At 56.4% G+C, this 17,855-nt stretch carries 14 protein-coding genes; 8 read left to right on the forward strand and 6 right to left on the reverse strand.

From position 1 onward, the window contains the following. Window positions 1–45 precede the first annotated feature (45 nt). The 6 genes from DHN12_RS01305 (at window position 46) to DHN12_RS01330 (ending at window position 8,145) form a co-directional block, all read left to right on the forward strand. Window positions 46–1,317, forward strand: coding sequence for an arginase family protein (locus DHN12_RS01305; protein ID WP_159089943.1), 1,272 nt, complete (start codon window positions 46–48; stop codon window positions 1,315–1,317). A gap of 168 nt (window positions 1,318–1,485) precedes the next feature. After that, the gene (locus DHN12_RS01310; protein ID WP_108858563.1) at window positions 1,486–1,800 is read left to right on the forward strand and encodes a hypothetical protein; all 315 of its coding nucleotides are present in this window, start codon (window positions 1,486–1,488) and stop codon (window positions 1,798–1,800) included. Window positions 1,801–1,880: 80 nt separating this feature from the next. Continuing rightward, entirely contained in the window at window positions 1,881–2,771 is an 891-nt protein-coding gene (locus DHN12_RS01315) for a cation transporter (RefSeq protein ID WP_255415453.1), read from the forward strand. A 1,265-nt stretch (window positions 2,772–4,036) separates the two neighbouring features. Beyond that, window positions 4,037–5,005 (forward strand): TAXI family TRAP transporter solute-binding subunit, encoded by a 969-nt coding sequence (locus DHN12_RS01320; protein ID WP_108858565.1) that lies wholly within the window; start codon window positions 4,037–4,039, stop codon window positions 5,003–5,005. Window positions 5,006–5,107: 102 nt separating this feature from the next. After that, window positions 5,108–7,717 (forward strand): TRAP transporter permease, encoded by a 2,610-nt coding sequence (locus DHN12_RS01325; protein ID WP_108858566.1) that lies wholly within the window; start codon window positions 5,108–5,110, stop codon window positions 7,715–7,717. Then, entirely contained in the window at window positions 7,714–8,145 is a 432-nt protein-coding gene (locus DHN12_RS01330) for a universal stress protein (protein ID WP_058271716.1), read from the forward strand. The genes DHN12_RS01325 and DHN12_RS01330 overlap by 4 nt, the downstream gene beginning before the upstream one ends. A 14-nt stretch (window positions 8,146–8,159) precedes the next feature. On the opposite strand, the gene DHN12_RS01335 is transcribed toward DHN12_RS01330, so the two are convergent. The 3 genes from DHN12_RS01335 to DHN12_RS01345 are packed head-to-tail and all read right to left on the reverse strand — an operon-like array spanning window position 8,160 to window position 12,248. Further along, the gene (locus tag DHN12_RS01335) at window positions 8,160–9,200 is read right to left on the reverse strand and encodes a lipocalin-like domain-containing protein (protein ID WP_108858567.1); all 1,041 of its coding nucleotides are present in this window, start codon (window positions 9,198–9,200) and stop codon (window positions 8,160–8,162) included. Continuing rightward, on the reverse strand, window positions 9,190–11,604 hold the full coding sequence (locus DHN12_RS01340) for an ABC transporter permease (RefSeq protein ID WP_108858568.1): 2,415 nt from the start codon (window positions 11,602–11,604) through the stop codon (window positions 9,190–9,192). Before DHN12_RS01340 ends, DHN12_RS01335 begins: the two co-directional genes overlap by 11 nt. Then, complete coding sequence (locus tag DHN12_RS01345; RefSeq protein WP_108858569.1) at window positions 11,601–12,248, reverse strand: ABC transporter ATP-binding protein; 648 nt, start codon at window positions 12,246–12,248, stop codon at window positions 11,601–11,603. Before DHN12_RS01345 ends, DHN12_RS01340 begins: the two co-directional genes overlap by 4 nt. Before the next feature lie 170 nt (window positions 12,249–12,418). Here DHN12_RS01345 and DHN12_RS01350 point away from each other — a divergent pair, with 170 nt between their 5' ends. Further along, window positions 12,419–12,853: an ion channel gene (locus DHN12_RS01350; RefSeq protein ID WP_058278005.1), complete on the forward strand. Its 435-nt coding sequence runs from the start codon at window positions 12,419–12,421 to the stop codon at window positions 12,851–12,853. Here DHN12_RS01350 and cls read toward each other — a convergent pair. The 3 genes from cls to DHN12_RS01365 form a co-directional block, all read right to left on the reverse strand. After that, window positions 12,850–14,262, reverse strand: coding sequence for a cardiolipin synthase (cls, locus tag DHN12_RS01355; protein ID WP_108858570.1), 1,413 nt, complete (start codon window positions 14,260–14,262; stop codon window positions 12,850–12,852). The genes DHN12_RS01350 and cls overlap by 4 nt on opposite strands. A gap of 24 nt (window positions 14,263–14,286) precedes the next feature. Then, a complete protein-coding gene (locus DHN12_RS01360; protein WP_108858571.1) occupies window positions 14,287–15,276 on the reverse strand; it encodes an HAD family phosphatase in 990 nt (329 codons plus the stop codon). A gap of 102 nt (window positions 15,277–15,378) precedes the next feature. Beyond that, window positions 15,379–16,980: an arylsulfatase gene (locus tag DHN12_RS01365; protein WP_058271710.1), complete on the reverse strand. Its 1,602-nt coding sequence runs from the start codon at window positions 16,978–16,980 to the stop codon at window positions 15,379–15,381. A gap of 194 nt (window positions 16,981–17,174) precedes the next feature. Here DHN12_RS01365 and DHN12_RS01370 point away from each other — a divergent pair, with 194 nt between their 5' ends. After that, on the forward strand, window positions 17,175–17,855 hold the full coding sequence (locus DHN12_RS01370) for a Crp/Fnr family transcriptional regulator (protein ID WP_108858572.1): 681 nt from the start codon (window positions 17,175–17,177) through the stop codon (window positions 17,853–17,855).

Genomic DNA, 17,855 nt, shown 5'->3' on the forward strand with positions numbered 1-17,855 from the left:
GATCGCTTGGTCGGTCTGATTTATCAATGTGGAAAGGTCTTGCTGATGAAGATTTTTGGATTTCTGCCCATCGCGTCGGTGTTGTTGGCACTCGGTGCGATGCCCGAGACTGGATCGGCACAGATGCTCAAGGATATCGTAGACGCGGCACCGAAAGAAGACCCTGCGCCGATGCCGCATATCAACCAAGACGATCCCTCCAAAATGAACATCAAGCAGGACAAATCGACCAATATCTGGCGCGATTTGCGCGAGGGGACAGGCAGCCGGGGCGAAGCCGGACCCATCGACGTCCAGCGGTACCAGTTGCAAATGGAACCGGTTGGCATTCAAACTTTCTTTAAGCTTCCTGTCGCGTTACGCCCCGAGGACCTCGTGGCCGGAGAAGTTGACGTCGCTATCTTTGGGGCGCCAACCGGGGCGCTGCCACACTCGGCCGGAAACATGTGGGCGCCCGCAGAAATTCGGACGACGCGTGACTATGGCGGATATGGCGATCCAAAGTTCCCGCTAAGTTGGGTCGAATATGAGACTTTGCTGGCACCATTCACCGTTCTGAACGCCGTTGATTATGGAGATGCTGGTTTGAATGCCTATAATCAGGCCCATACTCTGGAAGAAATTCGCAGAATGACGCGTGAAATCGCATCGGTCGGCACTATTCCGTTCATCGTCGGGGGAGATCATTCTGTACCCAATGGCACGTATCGGGGCATCGTTGATGTCTATGGTCGAAACAAGGTCGCATTTGTCCATTTCGATGTGCATCTTGACCGCGGACAGGGCAAATTCGGCGCCTATTATCACTCAGGCAGTTTCATGACCATGGCCGTTGAAGAGGGGCTGGTTGATGGCAGCAACGTGATCCAATACGGCATGGCGACTCCGGTCTTCGGAGAAGGCGATTGGGATCAGGTCCTGTCGGAAGGCGGTAAGGTTTATCACATCCACGAAATTCGGCGCGATGGTGTCGTAGAAACATTCAACAAGATTTACGAAGACCTCAAGGATATTGATCTTGTGTATGTCTCTTTCGACATCGACACATTTGATATGAGCTACGCTCCAGGAACTGGGTCGTCCTCGCCAATTGGCTCACATCCCGAGGATCTGTTCCCGATGCTGCGCCAGTTTGCGGCGACCAAAACCATCGTTGGTGTCGACTTTGTAGAATTCAACCCATTCTACGACAACAAGGGGCAGCAGACGGCGCGCCTCGTACGTCGGACCATGTTCCAATTTCTCACGGGCATCGCGATGAAAAAAGCGGGAATGGAGCCTGACTACATCCATCCACGGATTTCTGGCAAACCATAGGCGCCTGGAATTGCCGTAGGGCAAGAGCCAGTGCTCGGTCGACCATTTTTGGCCGAAAAATCATCGCCGGGTCATCGCCACGCTAGCAAAGGGGCATGGGGCTTGGTTTTGTGGAAATTGCGCAAGGTGTCCTCAAGCACTCACAAGTCCATCAAGACAGGAGCTGCAATGAAAACCCAGGTCAAACTCGCTATGTGTTTTGCCGTCATATCTGGTCAGGCCATCGCAGGATCGCTATCGCCCGATCATCCGGATGTGCTGATTTGCGAAACGACATCTACCAGTTCTCTGCCGGACGCCAAGGTGTTCCTGTACTTGTCTGCCGTGGGTGAAGATGGCTCTTCCTTGTACCAATCCTTGGGTTCGGGCAATTTAACGGCCCGGTATGTTGCGGACGGTTCATTGCTGGGCTTGTCTGAAACAGTGTGTGGCGGCCAATCCCTGAACGAATTGCTCTCGAGCGGAAACACCCGCAGTTACTAGGATCGCGCCCATATTAAACCTGCCGGAGCGCTATGACTGACAACTCTCGGAACTCGGAATCCTCGGCACTGCGTGTCGGAATGGTTGGCAATCTGACGATGGGCGTTGCCGGGGTTGCGGCATCGATTCTGTCAAATTCAGAGGCCTTGATGGTGGACGGGTTATTCTCATTGGTGGGGTTTTTCTCGGCAATGGTAGCGATCCGGGTCGGTCGGCAATCTGCAGCAGGCGCCGATGCCGATCGACCGTTCGGATACGCCATGGACGAGGCCGTATTCACCACATTTCGGTCATTGTCCCTGCTTGGGCTTGTGGTGTTTGCATTCACAAACGCGGTCGCCAAGATTGCCGCCTATGCCGGCGGTACCACGCCAGCACCGGTGAGGTTTGAAGTGATTGGCGTTTATACCTTCGTGATTTGCCTGATCTGCGCCGGGCTTTGGTTCAACCATCACAGAAGCTGGAAAAAAACCGGCGAAGCCAGCGATATACTGAAACTTGAAGCACGCGCCGCCGCCTTTGATGGAGCCATCACTGGATGCGCCGGCGTAGGTTTTGGAATCGTTTTTCTTTTGCAGGGAACATCTCTAGCGTTTATCGCGCCCGTCGGAGACAGCATCATCGTAGTGGTCCTTTGCTTGGTGGCGTCGGGAACTTACTGGTCTGACTTCAAAAGCAGCATGGGCGAGGTGTTGGGTGTCAGTGCCAGCCAGGACGTGGTGGCCAGTGTGCATCGAGTTGTAACTGAGGTCGTGACCAAGCACGATGTCGATCTGGTTGATGTTGCGGTTCTCAAAGCGGGCCGCACCTTCTCCACGGCCGTTTATGTCAATCCTAAAGCGGCAATCAGTGGGCTACAGGTCGACGCGATATCCACTGAAATACGAACTGTTTTGCTTAAACAATTCAAGCAGGCGGAAGTACTTGTGATTGTCTCGGAATCTGGCCGAGAAAGTTTCAAGCCGGTCTGATCCCTGCCTATGCAAATTTCGTTACCATAGGTCCTAGAGAGCATTCAACGTCCGGAATACGAATGTTTCGCTGAAACATACGACTAGTGACACAAGTAGAAAATGCATCAGCCGCGTCTTTTCCTCCAAATCGGGTTCGGATTCACCTAGCGGGCCGGGAGAACCGCTAAGAGGCAAGAAAAACTTCTTATTTCCGGGTTCTCCAGATTTCGCTGCACATACAACGAACGTCCGCCTTTTTGTTGCGTTGCAGCGGATCCTTTGCATTGAACTGAGCGATGGAAATGCTGCATCGGCAAAACACACGAATCCAATCCGTCGGCTCTGGGCTCGGAGCAGCCGTTCGCTGCAGGCTGCCTGAACGTCTGCTTTGCTGCAAGTGAGCAGATTTTGGGTTTATTGGTCCAGTGCCTAGGGTGGAAGTGCCAGCTTCAATTCCCTTCGGTGATGCCGCGTGACCACAGGTCAAGCACATAACGACAGAGTGAAAGTCACGAGCTAACCTTGATGGCTCTGTTTGAGCAAATCCACGCCGCCTCCGTAGCAAGTTTTCGCAACGGAAACTTGCGCAGACTATTCAACGCGAATTGTTTGGTTTATCGCGAGCGAAACCATTTTGATGGAGTTCGAAATGAAGCTTAGCGCACTTGAAATTGGCTGCATACTATTGGCTAGCGTAGTGGCCGGGACCGGTTTTGTAGCAGCAGCACGCGTACTGATTTCGGTAATCTGAAGTAGCCGCGCTGGGGCCGAGGTTTAGGTGGGTGTTATGCTAAATCCCGGGGTGCAAAACGTCACAAACCGGCGCGCATGGTGCTGGAAAGACTGAGAAAAGTGCTGAGTAACAAAGCCTTGCGGGGATTGCGGTCCGGTTTACGCCTGTGGTTTGGCCGGTCTGGGGGTGAGACGGCAAAAAAAAGGCAATGTGATACCCCCGCGTTACCCCAACAACAGCGGAAAATGAAAGGCAGCGCGTAAGGCATCGATATTGCGGTGTTGCTGGAGGTGAGGGGGTTCTCCACTTCACCCCGTTAAAGGGGGAAACTTTCGGAAATCTCCTCACATCTGCGGATCGGGGCCTTCATGCCCCGCGCAGGGGTTGACAAGCGGAGTGTCTGAATGAAACGTCAAAGGTGTTGGGAGACTTTTAAATTTCAGATGCTTGACCCGTTGCAAGGCGGGTTCGCTTGCCGTACCGGCAAGGTCCTTTGATGGGGGCCGCTGAACTGTCTCTCATCCACAATAAGAGTTGGGAGTTCTCAAAAATGAAAAATAGCAGCAAGCTTAGCCTGGGCGCGGTCGTTACCGCTGCTCTTATGGCTCCGGCCGCTTATGCAGAAGAGTTTATCACCATTGGTACCGGCGGTGTGACCGGCGTGTACTATCCGACTGGTGGCGCGATCTGCCGTCTGGTGAACAAAGGCCGTAAAGAGCACGGCGTGCGTTGCTCGGTCGAGTCGACTGGTGGTTCGGTCTACAACATCAACACCATTCGCGAAGGCGAGCTGGAATTTGGTGTCGCTCAGTCCGACTGGCAGTACCACGCGTTTAACGGCAGCTCGAAATTCGAAGAGGCTGGCCCCTTTGAAAACCTGCGCGCCGTCTTCTCGGTACACCCCGAACCATTCACCGTTGTTGCACGTGCCGATTCCGGCATCACCAACTTCGAAGACCTGAAGGGCAAGCGCGTCAACATCGGCAACCCCGGTTCCGGTCAGCGTGGCACGATGGAAGTCCTGCTGGGCGAAATGGGTTGGACCACCGACGATTTCGAACTGGCGACCGAGCTGAAAGCGGCTGAACAGTCGGCGGCTCTGTGCGACAATCAGATCGACGCGATGGTTTACACCGTTGGTCACCCGTCGGGTTCGATCCAGGAAGCGACTACAGCCTGTGACTCGGTTCTGGTGAACGTCAGCGGCGACGCCGTCAGCAAGCTGGTAGACGACAACTCGTTCTACCGTACTGCGACAATCCCCGGTGGCATGTACCGTGGTTCAGATGGCGACACCTCGACCTTTGGTGTGGGCGCGACCTTCGTGACCTCGGCAGACGTGTCGGATGACGCGGTTTATGCGGTTGTCAGCTCGGTCTTCGAGAACTTCGACGATTTCAAAAAGCTGCACCCTGCATTTGCCAACCTCAAGCCCGAAGAGATGATTGCAGACGGCCTGTCGGCTCCGCTGCATCCGGGTGCCGAGAAGTACTACAAAGAAAAAGGCTGGGTTCAGTAAGCCAGACCTAAAGCGGGGTGCCCAACGGGCGCCCTGCGACCCAAACCCGAACAAATCGGGTGGTTCAGAAGGCCAAAAATGGCCGCGACGGGGAGACAATTCATGAGTTCCGACACACAATCCAATCGTCCGCTATCCGAAGAAGAGCTACAGGATCTTGTTGCCTCATCCGATGCGGGTGGACGTAATCCGGTCGGTAATGTCGGGATCTTCCTGGCCGTTGTGGCCGCGATCTGGTCGATCTTTCAGGTCATCCTGGCCTCGCCACTGGCAAACTATGTTCTGCCCGGCAGCGTTGTGAACAACGCGCGGCAGTTTCACCTGGCCTTTGCGTTGTTTCTGGCCTTTGCAGCCTATCCGGCGCTGAAATCCAGCCCGCGCAACTATATCCCGGTTCAGGATTGGATCATGGGGCTGCTGGGCGCGTTTGTCGCGCTGTATGGCTATTTCTTTTACAACAAGATCGTCGATGCAGGCGGTCTTGCGGATGACACCGACAAATGGGTCGCCCTGGTTGGTCTGCTGTTGTTGTTCGAGGCCGCGCGTCGTGCGCTTGGCCCCGCAATGGCGATCATTGCGACGATATTCTTAGTGTATGTTTTCTTCGGTTCCTCTGATTGGGTTCCCGAAGTGATCCGCTGGAAAGGCGCAAGCCTGAAAAAGGCGATGAGCCATATGTGGATCACGTCCGAGGGCGTGTTTGGTATCGCGCTTGGGGTTTCGACCAAATTCGTCTTCCTGTTTGTTCTGTTTGGCGCGTTGCTGGATAAGGCCGGGGCAGGGAATTACTTTATCAAGATGGCTTTCGGTGCCTTGGGGCACCTGCGTGGTGGTCCTGCCAAGGCGGCCGTCGTGGGTTCGGCCGCGACCGGCCTGATCTCGGGTTCGTCCATCGCCAACGTTGTGACAACCGGTACATTCACCATACCGCTGATGAAGCGCGTAGGCTTTAGCAGCGAACAAGCCGGATCGGTCGAGGTTGCCTCATCCGTGAACGGACAGATCATGCCGCCCGTGATGGGGGCCGCGGCCTTCTTGATGGTGGAATATGTCGGCATTTCTTATGTCGAGGTGATCACCCACGCCTTCCTGCCTGCGGCGATCTCTTACATCGCTTTGGTCTACATCGTGCACCTTGAGGCCGTGAAGCGGAACATGCCCACGCTGGGCGACCGCGACGTAAAGCTGGCGCGCACGGTCGTTGGGATGTTGTCTTTCTTCCTCGTCTTTGCCGGGCTGTGCTACGGTTCTCAGTTCCCGGTCGAAGCAGTGACAAACTGGGTGCCGTCTTCGGCTGGGCTGGTCCTCAGCCTGATCATCTGCGCCATCTATGTGGCGCTGCTGTATCTGGCTGCTCAGGTGCCGGATCTTGAGCCGGACGATCCAAATGCCAAAGAAGTGACCCTGCCGGTCATAGCTGATATCTACAAGGCTGGGCTGCACTACCTGTTGCCGATCATCGTGCTGGTCTACTTCCTGATGATCGAGCAGAAGTCACCGGGTCTGTCGGCTTTCTGGGCCACGACGCTGCTGTTCGTGATCCTGCTGACGCAGAAGCCGCTCAAGGCGATATTCCGCGGGCAAAGCAACGTCTACAACACGTTCATTGATGGTGTCGCAGACCTTTGGCAAGGCATGATCGACGGCGCGCGGAACATGATTGGTATCGCGCTGGCAACGGCAACAGCCGGCGTCATCGTGGGCACTGTGACCCTGACAGGTGTCGGGCAAGTGATGGCCGACTTGGTTGAGTTCCTGTCAGGCGGCAACCTGATCCTGATGCTGATTATGGTCGGCCTGCTAAGCCTGATCCTGGGCATGGGCCTGCCGACCACCGCAAACTATATTGTGGTCAGTTCGCTGATGGCTGGTGTGGTTGTTGAGCTGGGTGCGCAAAGCGGACTTATCGTGCCGTTGATCGCGGTGCACCTGTTCGTCTTTTACTTTGGGATCATGGCAGACGTGACCCCGCCGGTTGGATTGGCCAGTTTTGCGGCCGCCGCAGTATCGGGTGGTGACGCAATCAAAACCGGGTTTATTGCGTTCTTTTACAGCCTGCGCACCGTGGCCTTGCCGTTCGTGTTCATCTTCAACACAGACCTGCTGCTGATCGATGTGACGTGGGTCGAAGGCATAACCGTAGCGATATTTGCGACAATCGCCATCCTCGTCTTCACGGCTGGGACAATGGGGTATTTCCTGACCCGCAGTCGGATCTATGAAAGCATCGCACTGATCTTGGTGGCATTCGCGCTGTTTAGGCCCGACTTCTTCATGAACCGCATCGCGCCACCGTTTACCTCGGTCGAGCCTGCTGCATTTGTGGAAACCATCGGCGAAACCCCTCCGGGTACCGAGGTGCGCATGGTCATCAGCGGGCCGGACTTTGACACGCTTGAGATGACGGACACAACGGTTGTCGTTCCCGTTGGCAGCGAAGAAGGAGGCCAAGCGCGCGTAGACGCGATGGGTCTGCTGCTGCTTGAAGAAGACGGGCTGGTCAAATTGGAAGAGCCGCTGTTCGGGACACCTGTCGCGGATGACCTGGATATCTTCGACTATTACGGGGATGAGGCCGTCCGCCTGACTTCGGTCAGCTTGCCCGCCAGCCAGCCACCCAAACAGTTGATCTACATTCCGGCAATGCTATTGCTGGGCCTGATCGCTTTCCTTCAGCGCGGCCGTGCCGCCAGACAAGAGGTGACCGCATGACAAACGCTGTTCTCTGTGCCGTCGATATCAGCAACGGCGATCTTGATACGCATGTTCTGAAGAAAGCTGCGAAGCTGGCCGATCAGGAAGGTGCTCAATTGGATGTGGTGACGGTCCTGCCGGATTTCGGAGAAAGCTGGGTGTCCGGCTTTTTCGAAAGTGATTTTCACGACAAGGCGCTGGAAGAGGCACATACCAAACTGGCCGAGATGTGTGTGTCCACACTGGGTGCGGATCGGAATGAAAAGATACGCCATGTGGTCGCGACGGGTACTGCCTATCAGGAAATCCTGAAAACTGCGGACAGTGCTGGTAGCGATCTGATCGTGATCGGTGCGCACAAACCCGACTTGAAAGATTATCTGCTAGGCCCGAATGCTGCACGGGTCGTGCGGCATTCAGACGTCTCTGTATACGTGGTGCGCTAAGAAAACTGGGCGGATCAGTACCCTGTCATCTCAAGATATCCCCGTCCGGAATGGCTGCCGCTGATCTGGACGGGACCTTCCCAGTATTCAAACCGTGTGGCCATCCACGCGTCGGGTGTCAGTGCTGATACCTCGACGTCCAGATCCCGGTCAGGCAATGTGACGCGCCATCGTACAGGTACGTCGCGGCCAGCAACGGGCGCGGTCGTCAGCGGCTCGAACGCGACCGAACCATCGGGGATCGCGGTCGTCGTACCATCGGCGGCGATCCACGTGGCCGCGGTGAAATCACCTCGGTCGCCGCGCAACCGAAAAGCCATCATCTTGCCGCCATCGTCAAAGCTGAGCGAAAACCAATCCCAGCCGCTTTGATCTGCGGCCAAAGGTTGTGATGACCATTCGCGGTCCAGCCACCCTTGTCCGGTGACCGCCACGTCACCATCTGGCAGCCGCAAAACGCCTTGGACCTCGTAAAACGGCTGGGAATAGTAATAGCTGGCTTGCCCGTCGCCGGATTTCACCGAAAACCCATTCCGGCCGTGAAACACGAACGGCCCGTTGGCTTCGAGCTTTAGGTCATAGCCAAAATCCGCGCCGTTCGCAGAAAGGCTGACCGCGTTTGGGTCTGACCCGCGCATGTGCCATTCGTCGATCCACGCCTCGAATGGCGCTGCCGTAACCCCTGCCTGACCGATGCCGCCGCGCGACAGACGCTCCGCGAAATAGTGTTTGTCGGGCGTGGTCACCGCAGCATGGCCCATCCAGATTTGCGGGCTTTGCCACCCCTCGACCTCATGCGGTTTCAGTGCCGACCGAAACAGGGTCCACTGGATACCATAATCGCGCCCGTCTTCACCTTTCAGGTTTGCTGTCAGATACCACCACTCGATACGGTAGTCCGGGTGGGGGCCATGATCTTGCGGGAATTGAAACGCATACCCCGGCTGGGGCACAGTGAACCCTTCGGCAGACCCGCCCAGGCCTGCGTATCCTTGCGCGCGGGCAATGCCCGGCACGGCCAGCAGCAAGACGATCAGCCAGATCCTAACGTTCATTGGCAAACACCTTCAGTAGATCCGCTGGCGGCAGGCGCAGCAAACGGGCGGCGGGCAGGGCTGCTGCGACAGTTGCTGCAAGCAGAGTCAGACCCAACAGATAGACCCAGTCGACAGGGAACAGGTACATCGGCAGCCTCCAGCCAAACGCCTCGACGTTGATGACCGTCAGCAAGGCCCAAGCCAAAGCCAACCCCAGCGGCAGAGCCAGCAAGGCGGTCAAAGCGGCCAGCAGCACGCTGCGCAAAAGCTCAAGCCGGGCCAGTTCTGCACGGGTCAGCCCAAGTGCCCAGATGGGCGCAATCTGGGGCAGGCGCTGCGTCCACAACGTCAGCAGGCTGGTCAGAATGGCGAACCCTGCAACCCCCAGCGTCAGGATGTTCAAGGCCGAGGTCACAACGAATGTCTTTTCGAACACCTGCATGGATTGCGCCTTCATTGCGGCTTGCTGGACAACTGCTCGGCGGGGCAGGTCGAACTGGTTGCGCAAGGCCTGGGCCAGATCCGTGGCGCGATCAGGCGCGACACGAATGCCAAACCGGCGCGCCTCAGCGTTGGGCGCGATCTGATCAAGTTGCGCCATTGAAACGATGGCCTGACCGGTTGGGTTGCCATAGTCCGAATAGACACCTGCGATGGTCAAAGTGTCAGTGGGTGTGATCGCCAGAGTATCTCCGGGCCACAGGTTTTCCCGACGGGCAAGTTGTTCGTTGATCAGCACGGCGGTTCCGTCGTGGACCCGGTCCCAAACACGTTCCGAAGAACTGATCAGCGGCCATTTCTCACGATAGGTCTGATCGTCGATGATACCATAGAGAAACAGAGGCCCTGACGAATGCGCCAGTTCAACGCTTCGGATCGGCAGGATGGCATCTACATGCGGGTTCAGCCATTCTGCGATGTCCTGACCCTGCTGATCGGTGGCAGCGGTGACGTAGAGCTCGGATGTCAGGCGCTGATCCAGCCAGCCGGTAAAGGTCAGCCGAAAGCTGGAAACCATCGTGCCCACGCCGATATTCGCGGCAAGCGCCAGCAACAGGGCCATCAGTGCCAAAGACAGGCCCGGCAGTTGGGCGCGCATGTCCGCCCAGACCCATTGGGCTATTGGTCCTTTCGCTGAACGCTGAAACAGGATCAGGACGCGCGACAAGGCATAGGGCAATACCAAGGCTGAGCCGACTAGCAACCCGGCGACCATGACGAAGCCGGCCACCAACCCTCCGAACAACAACAGGCCTAGAATGCCCCCGGCAATAGCGGCGACACCGGCAAGGGCGACGACCCAGCTACCCGAAGCCGCGCTACGCCAGGCCTGCAAGCCTGCGCCGCTTAGGATCGGCATTCGTGACAGGCGATACAAGGCGTGTCCGCTGGCCAGAAACGTGCCGCCCAAGGCCATCGCCAACCCGGACAGTGCCCATTGTGGTTGCAATGAGATCTGGCCGCTGACAGGTGCGCCGTAAAGTCCGCGCAAACTTGCAGCCACATCCGGCAACAGCGCGCCTGCGAGGAAAAAGCCAAGCACCAAACCGAGTATTCCGCCGACAATCGCCAGCACGGAAAGCTCAGCCATGATCAGCCAAACCAGCCGTCGCATCGAAACACCCAAAGCGCGCAAGGTTCGGATCATGCCGCGCCGTTGGGCAAAGGCCAGGCCAACGGTTCCGTGCACGATGAACAGACCCACCGCAAAGGACAGCAGGCCAAAGGCGGACAGGTTCAAGTGAAAACTGTCGGTCAGTTGTGCGGTATCCAGTTGTTCCTGTGCCGGAACCCGCTCCAATTCGGGGGCAATAGTCGACAGCGGTGGAATTGAACCGGGCTGATCCGGCAAAATGATCAGGTGCGAAATCTCTCCCGGCTTCTTCAGTAACGTCTCGGCCACACCGATGTCGGTCAGGATCAGATCGGGCGGTAAGGCATCGCTGATCAGGCTCGGAGGCAAACCGGTCTGGCCGGCCAATAGCGGCTCCAAAACCGGGGTCGTCAGCAATCGCCCCGGCGCGGTCAGCATATCGGCAGGGTCGGGTGGCGTGCCGCTTTGTTCCATCTGCGTGACGGCGGGCAGGGCGGGATAGGCCACCATATCAACGCCAAGGACCCGTAATGTCCGACCCTGAACGCGAAATGGGCCTTCCAGTACCGCAGCAACCTGCCAGCCCGCGCGCCTCAGTTCGACGTAACGCGACAGGCGGATTGGACCAGCGGGGTTGTGCAATTCGTCAAACCGACCTAGCGCCAGTTGATCAGCGGCCCGGCTATAACTGGCGCGGGCCTCGGCATTGATAGCCTGCACCGCCGACCAAAGACCGGTTGCAAGGGTCAGGCCGATCAGCAGGGTCGCCAGTTGCAGCCGGTGTGCCCGCCAATGAGAGGCCAGCGCCTGAATGACGGTCAGCGTCATGCGATAAGCCCGCCAGACAGACGCACACGCCGATCCAAACGGGCCGCAATCTCGTGCGAATGGGTGACCAAAAGCAGCGCGGCCCCGGTATCCGCAACAAGAGCCAACATGAGGTCAAGAACGGTGGCGCTGGCGGTTTCGTCCAGGTTTCCCGTAGGTTCATCCGCCAGTAGCAATTTGGGCCGGGCGGCCATGGAACGACCGATGGCAACGCGCTGTTGTTGTCCGCCCGACAGGTTCTCGGGATATCGATCAAGCAGATCGGAAAGGCCCAGCCGCTGGGCCAGATGGGCGCACCAATCGGGGTCGTGGCACCCGGCCAACCGGGCATGAAACGACAGGTTTTGACCTGCTGTCAAAGATGGGATCAAGTTAAATTGCTGAAACACCAGCGATAAGGACGTGCGGCGCAGGGCGGCCCGGCCCGGATCATCCAGTTGCGACAGGGCTACGCCGTCCAGTGTGATTTCCCCGCTGTCCACAGTGTCCAATGCAGCAGCAAGGTTCAGCAGGGTGCTTTTACCGCTGCCGCTTTCGCCGGTCAGGGCTAGCGTTTGGCCGCGATCCAGCGACAATGATACGTCGCGCAGGACCGGTCGACCACCGGGATAGGATTTTTGAACCTTGTCAAATATCACAAGCATGTTCGCCCTCATTTTTACAAGGATTTGCAACAGTTTCGCCAACTGTCCAGCGCTGACACGTCATAGGTTCCTTTCGCCGCACTATGAACATGGGTGATCGGGTTGTCTCAGCCGGAAGTGCAGGTCATTGTTAGGCGATCCGTCGTCGGTACAATTCAGGATGCGAAAACATGACCTTGTCACAGCAGATCCTTTGGGGCAGCACGTTTCTCGGGCTTTGCTTTCTGGTCGAAATCTTTCTTCTGACTCTGTGCACGCTGGCCATCAACAGGCTGATCGAGCGTTGGGAAGCCAGAGGCGCCATTTTGGCAACGGCCGGTCCAATTGCAACCGCGCTTGCCTTTATTGTCGCGACCCACACCATTCAGGTCTGGATTTGGGCCATTGTCTGGGTTTTCGGCGATGTATTGCCCGACTGGAATACGGCGCTTTATTTCTCGCTGGTCTCATTCACAACGCTTGGCTACGGCGACATCGTCTTGGGTGAAGATCTGCGGATTTTCGGTACCTTTGCTGCAGTTACAGGCCTGTTGGCCTTTGGGTTGTCCACGGCCTACATGGTCGCCCTTATGACCCGGGTGTTTCAGGAAAGGTTCATGGCTTAAAGGATGGGTGAGAATAATCGCGCCAGCGGAGCGCCGAGGCGTATGTGTACTGGTTGCTGTTCCAGATAGCGCGTCAGCTCATAGCTTTTGGCAAAGTCTTTTTGCAGCATCGCATCGACGGCGGCTGTGGTCTGGGGATCAAAGAACAAGGCCATTGCCTCGAAATTCAACCGAAATGATCGATTGTCCAGATTGGTCGTGCCTACTGCGGCCAGTGAGTCATCCACAACGAAGACCTTTTGATGCATGAAGCCGTCTGTGTAACGCAAGACTTGTGCACCACAGGCGCGAACTTCATCAAAATAGGCAAAAGCCGCCAGCCACGGCAGGCGGTGATCAATGACATCAGGAACAAGAATGCGCACATCGACACCGCGCAAAGCCGCGTGTTTCAGGGCGGTCATGATATCGATGTCGGGTACGAAATAGGGTGACGCGATCCAGATCCGGTTCCGCGCCTCTGTGATGGCGGCGAAGAACATCATCGACCCGGTTTCGGTTTCATCGCCGGGGCCTGTCGCGACTAGCAGCGCATTGATGTCCTGGTCCGCCTCGGACCCGGCCCAATCCAACTGGTCGATCAGATCTTCTTCATGCGCCCAATGCCAGTCTTCGATAAAGATCAACTGCAATTGCCGGACAATGTGACCGGTCAACCTGACATGGGTATCGCGCCAATGTCCGAAATGCGGGTCCTGGCCCAGATACTCGACCCCGATGTTGTGACCACCGATGAATCCCGTTTCGCCATCGATAACAACGGTTTTGCGGTGGTTGCGGTAGTTCAACTGGAAACGGAATTTTGGTCCGCGTTGTTCATGTGGATCCGAAACGGCGATACCGGCCTCGCGCATCTCTTCGATGTAGTCCTTGGGCAGGGCGTAACTGCCGACGGCATCCATCATGAACCGGACGCTGACACCGCGTTTGGCTGCTTCGATCAGCTTGTCTTTCAGCTTCTGACCCAACGCATCGGCGCGTACGATGTAGAACTGGATGAGAACGTAAGTTTTGGCAGCATCAATCGCCTCAAAAATCGCATCAAAGGTGGCCTGCCCATCAATCAACAGCTCTGCCCCGTTGCCGCGCGACACGGGCATATGCGCCAGCGCCTCGAACGGTTTGGGGTTGATAAGCAATTTGTCGGCATCGGGCGTTGAGTAGTCGGCGAAGGTCTTGATCCCCTGAACCACGCGCTGGCTTTCCTTGCGCGCGATACGGTAGCCCCGAAATCTATGGTGTCCCAAAAACAGGTAAAGCGGCACGCCAAACATTGGTGCAGAGATCAGAAAGACCACCCATCCGACCGCGCCCTGAGGTGTCCGCGCGGTTTGGGCCGCGCGCACAGAAAAGAAAACTGCTGTTGTGTAAAGCGCAAAGACGAAGGCGGAAACAAGCAGTGTCCACATAGGGTTATCGGGCTCCGTGGTGGTTCAGTTCGCCCCAGTGTAGATGCGCGACCAGTCTTGCGCCATATCTACAATCACCCAACCCATGTCTGGCCCTTTGTCCAGTCCATCGACCAGTTTTCCGATTGGGCTTTCCCGGTCATAGGCCCATTCACGTTCTGCATCGGTATGGTGAATCAGAACACCCAACCGTGGCCCATCGCCTGCGGTGGTCCATTCCAACATGGCAAAATCGCCATCCGAATTTCCCCCGGCCAGAATCGGGCGTCTACCGATCGTCCGCTCAATGTTGATCGGTTTGCCTTCTTTGTCGTCCACAAAAGCGATGCCATCGGCCTTGGTGATAACCGGTTCGCCTTCCGCGCTGTCATAAATGGTGTCCATGTATGTACCCAGAACCTGTTCGGGCGGAATGCCATAGGCGTCTTCGGCGAAGACGCGCATAAAGTGCACCCCACCGCCTGAGACGATGTAGGTCTTGAACCCTTCGTCTCGCAGATACCGCAGTAACTCGACCATCGGCTGATAGGTCATCTGGTCATAGGGCAGTTCGGTTTCCGGGTGCCGGGCGGTTTCCAGCCAGTCGGCGACGGCGCTTTGGAACTCGTCGACCGTGACGCCGGAATGAGAGGCATTCAACACCTCGATCAAGGCATCATGACCACCTTCCGCGACCGTCTTCAGATCGCCTGTCGCAGCGGCCTGCAAAACGGGCGTAGTCAGGATCGAAGGGTCATCACCGGCCATCTGAGCCAGCCGGTCCATAGCAAAGATAAGTTGAAAATACACAGGCTGTTCGGCCCAAAGCGTGCCGTCATTGTCGAAAACGGCGATTCTTTCTGCTGGCGTCACGTATTCAGGGCGCTGTGGGTCGGTCACGGCGGCGACAAACTCGATAATGCGGTCCCGCGAATCCGATTCCGCCCAAGAGGGCAGCGGGTCCGCTGACGCGGTGAAATTTCCGAAACTGTTCAGAGCGACTGCCACAGCAAGAGCAGAGAGTGTTCGTGTCATGGTTCATTACCTTTGACGCATCTTGCGGCAATAAAAATGCTGCAAACAAATCAAAAAAACCCGCAGTGCCAGATGGGTACTGCGGGTTCTGGTTTTTCGGTTTTACTTCGAGCCAACCTGACTGAAGATCTTGTCCTTGGCATCGCCAATCGTAAAGCTACCGGGCTTCTGCCGCGGTGGGAACTCTTCGAAAGTATCAAGGAACTGGCCTACATATTCAGCCGCTGGCAACAGCAGGTAGACTCGGTCAATGTACCAGTCCCAATAGGTGTTCGAGGTGATATTGGCCCGCTCGTAGGGATCGCGGCGCAGGTTGAACAGCAATGGAATGCGCAGTTCGGTCCAGGGTTCGGCCCAGGCGCGCAGAGTCTGCGGATAGCGGTGCTCGAGGAACACGGCCTTCCAATCGTCATAGCGCAGCGCAGTCAAATCACCATCATCCGAGAAGTAGAAAATCTCGTGCCGTGGGCCTTCTTCGGCCTCACCGGTCAGGTATGGCAGGAAATTGTATCCATCGAGATGCACTTTGTAGTCTCGTCCGCCGCCCACTTCGGCAACGGTGATCCCTTCCAGAAGTTGCTCCTTGATGTCCGGATTTCCGGCGACCGCCAGATAAGTTGGCAACCAATCCATGTGATGCATGATTTCATTGCTGACCGAACCGGCCTCAATGTTACCGGGCCAACGTACCATGGATGGCACGCGCCACCCACCTTCGTAGTTGGTGTTCTTTTCACCCCGGAACGGCGTCATGGCCGCATCTGGCCAAGTGTTCATATGAGGGCCATTGTCGGTGGAATAATGAACGATGGTATTGTCTGCGATCCCCAGTTCATCCAGCAGAGCAAGGAATTGACCGATGTGCATGTCATGCTCGATCATACCCGCTTGGTACTCGTCCATATGCTTGCCGGCAATTTCGTCAGCCTTTGTACGCATTTCGTCTTTGACATGCGTACGGAAATGCATCCGAGTGCCCGACCACCAGACAAACCACGGTACGCCTTCTTCGGTTTTGCGCGTGATGAAGTCGAGCGCGGCCGCAACTGTTTCGTCATCCACGGTTTCCATCCGCTTTTTGGTAAGCGGGCCGGTGTCTTCGATCATGCCATCGGAACTGGATTTGATGACCCCACGCGGACCGAACCGCTCGCGGAATTCAGCGTTTTGGGGATAGTCTTCGTTCTCGGGCTCTTCCTCTGCATTCAAGTGATAGAGATTGCCGAAAAACTCATCGAAACCATGATTGGTCGGAAGCATTTCGTCCCGATCGCCCAGGTGGTTTTTACCAAATTGACCTGTTGCATAGCCGTGAGCTTTCAGGAGACCGGCAATGGTCGGGTCCTCGACCTGCATACCTTCTTTTGCACCCGGCAGACCGACCTTTGACAGGCCCGTGCGGAATACCGATTGGCCCATGATATAAGATGATCGACCGGCGGTGCAGGATTGCTCACCATAATAGTCGGTGAATATCATGCCCTCATTCGCGACGCGGTCGATGTTCGGCGTTTGGTATCCCATCAGGCCCATCGTATAGGCCGAGATATTGGATTGTCCGATGTCGTCGCCCCAGATCACAAGAATATTGGGCTTTTGATCCTGGGCCCAGGCGGGCAGGGCCAGCGCGACCGCGACGGAAGCTACGGCGAATTTGCGCAATGTGCCGCGCCAACTATCTGCAATCAATAGGGGTGGTGACATGGTCTACTCCTGAATTGGCCGGATCTTAATGATCCGTTGATCTAAAAGTAATTGATGGCGGTGACTATCTTTTCCGCCAACAACGTATTGATTCCCGGTAGGAAAAATTCACATTACGTCGAGAATCGAATAGCCTTACCTTAGGCTATGACAATGCTCGGAAACCTATCATTTGATGAGATTGATGAATACTAATGTTTGAAAATCCGCGTGACCGACAGGTACTGCTTGCCTCAGGGTGGTTCAGGGCGCGAGGCGCAAGCTTTCAATCGGATTTACTTGCATGCGGGGTCGCAAAATCTTTCGATGAGGGTGAGGCGCTGTATAACTACGGAGATCCCGCCAACGGGGTCTTTGCGGTTCTAGAGGGTTCCGTTCAAATCACTGCACCTGCGGATGACGGGCAGGACTTCGTTGTCCACAGGCAGGGTGGCGGGTTCTGGATCGGTGATCTTGCGTTGTTAGCCGAGTCCAACCGACTGGTAAGTGTTGTTGCGACACAGAAAACGCGAGCATTGTTTTTTCCGTCTCGGCGCCTGGACCGACTTGTTCGTGACAATCCCGAATATGTTCGAGATTTCTATGCTTTATCGCATGAGAACATGCAAACTGCGCTGCGCATCATGGCAAATCTGGCAGTGACCGGAGCGGAAAAACGGTTGGTTCTGCGCCTTTTGCACCTGGATGAAGGGGCCTCAAAATCCGATGGGTGGATCGTCGTGTCACAGGATGAACTGGCCGAAATGGTGGCCGTATCGCTGCCGACATTGCACCGTAAATTGCACAACCTGGCCGAGCTGGGATTGATCGAGCTTGGGTATGGCCGCGTACGGCTTAAGGATAGGCGCAAGTTGATCGCCGCCTGCCAGTGCTGA

The organism is Ruegeria sp. Alg231-54, from assembly GCF_900143525.1.
Classification (GTDB): Bacteria; Pseudomonadota; Alphaproteobacteria; order Rhodobacterales; family Rhodobacteraceae; genus Ruegeria.

What these genes read in the sequence shown, in the direction of transcription:
- DHN12_RS01305 (WP_159089943.1), top strand. Translation starts at nt 46, where the DNA reads ATGAAGATTTTTGGATTTCTGCCCATCGCGTCGGTGTTGTTGGCACTC.
- DHN12_RS01310 (WP_108858563.1), top strand. Translation starts at nt 1,486, where the DNA reads ATGAAAACCCAGGTCAAACTCGCTATGTGTTTTGCCGTCATATCTGGT.
- DHN12_RS01315 (WP_255415453.1), top strand. Translation starts at nt 1,881, where the DNA reads ATGGTTGGCAATCTGACGATGGGCGTTGCCGGGGTTGCGGCATCGATT.
- DHN12_RS01320 (WP_108858565.1), top strand. Translation starts at nt 4,037, where the DNA reads ATGAAAAATAGCAGCAAGCTTAGCCTGGGCGCGGTCGTTACCGCTGCT.
- DHN12_RS01325 (WP_108858566.1), top strand. Translation starts at nt 5,108, where the DNA reads ATGAGTTCCGACACACAATCCAATCGTCCGCTATCCGAAGAAGAGCTA.
- DHN12_RS01330 (WP_058271716.1), top strand. Translation starts at nt 7,714, where the DNA reads ATGACAAACGCTGTTCTCTGTGCCGTCGATATCAGCAACGGCGATCTT.
- DHN12_RS01335 (WP_108858567.1), bottom strand. Translation starts at nt 9,200, where the DNA reads ATGAACGTTAGGATCTGGCTGATCGTCTTGCTGCTGGCCGTGCCGGGC.
- DHN12_RS01340 (WP_108858568.1), bottom strand. Translation starts at nt 11,604, where the DNA reads ATGACGCTGACCGTCATTCAGGCGCTGGCCTCTCATTGGCGGGCACAC.
- DHN12_RS01345 (WP_108858569.1), bottom strand. Translation starts at nt 12,248, where the DNA reads ATGCTTGTGATATTTGACAAGGTTCAAAAATCCTATCCCGGTGGTCGA.
- DHN12_RS01350 (WP_058278005.1), top strand. Translation starts at nt 12,419, where the DNA reads ATGACCTTGTCACAGCAGATCCTTTGGGGCAGCACGTTTCTCGGGCTT.
- cls (WP_108858570.1), bottom strand. Translation starts at nt 14,262, where the DNA reads ATGTGGACACTGCTTGTTTCCGCCTTCGTCTTTGCGCTTTACACAACA.
- DHN12_RS01360 (WP_108858571.1), bottom strand. Translation starts at nt 15,276, where the DNA reads ATGACACGAACACTCTCTGCTCTTGCTGTGGCAGTCGCTCTGAACAGT.
- DHN12_RS01365 (WP_058271710.1), bottom strand. Translation starts at nt 16,980, where the DNA reads ATGTCACCACCCCTATTGATTGCAGATAGTTGGCGCGGCACATTGCGC.
- DHN12_RS01370 (WP_108858572.1), top strand. Translation starts at nt 17,175, where the DNA reads ATGTTTGAAAATCCGCGTGACCGACAGGTACTGCTTGCCTCAGGGTGG.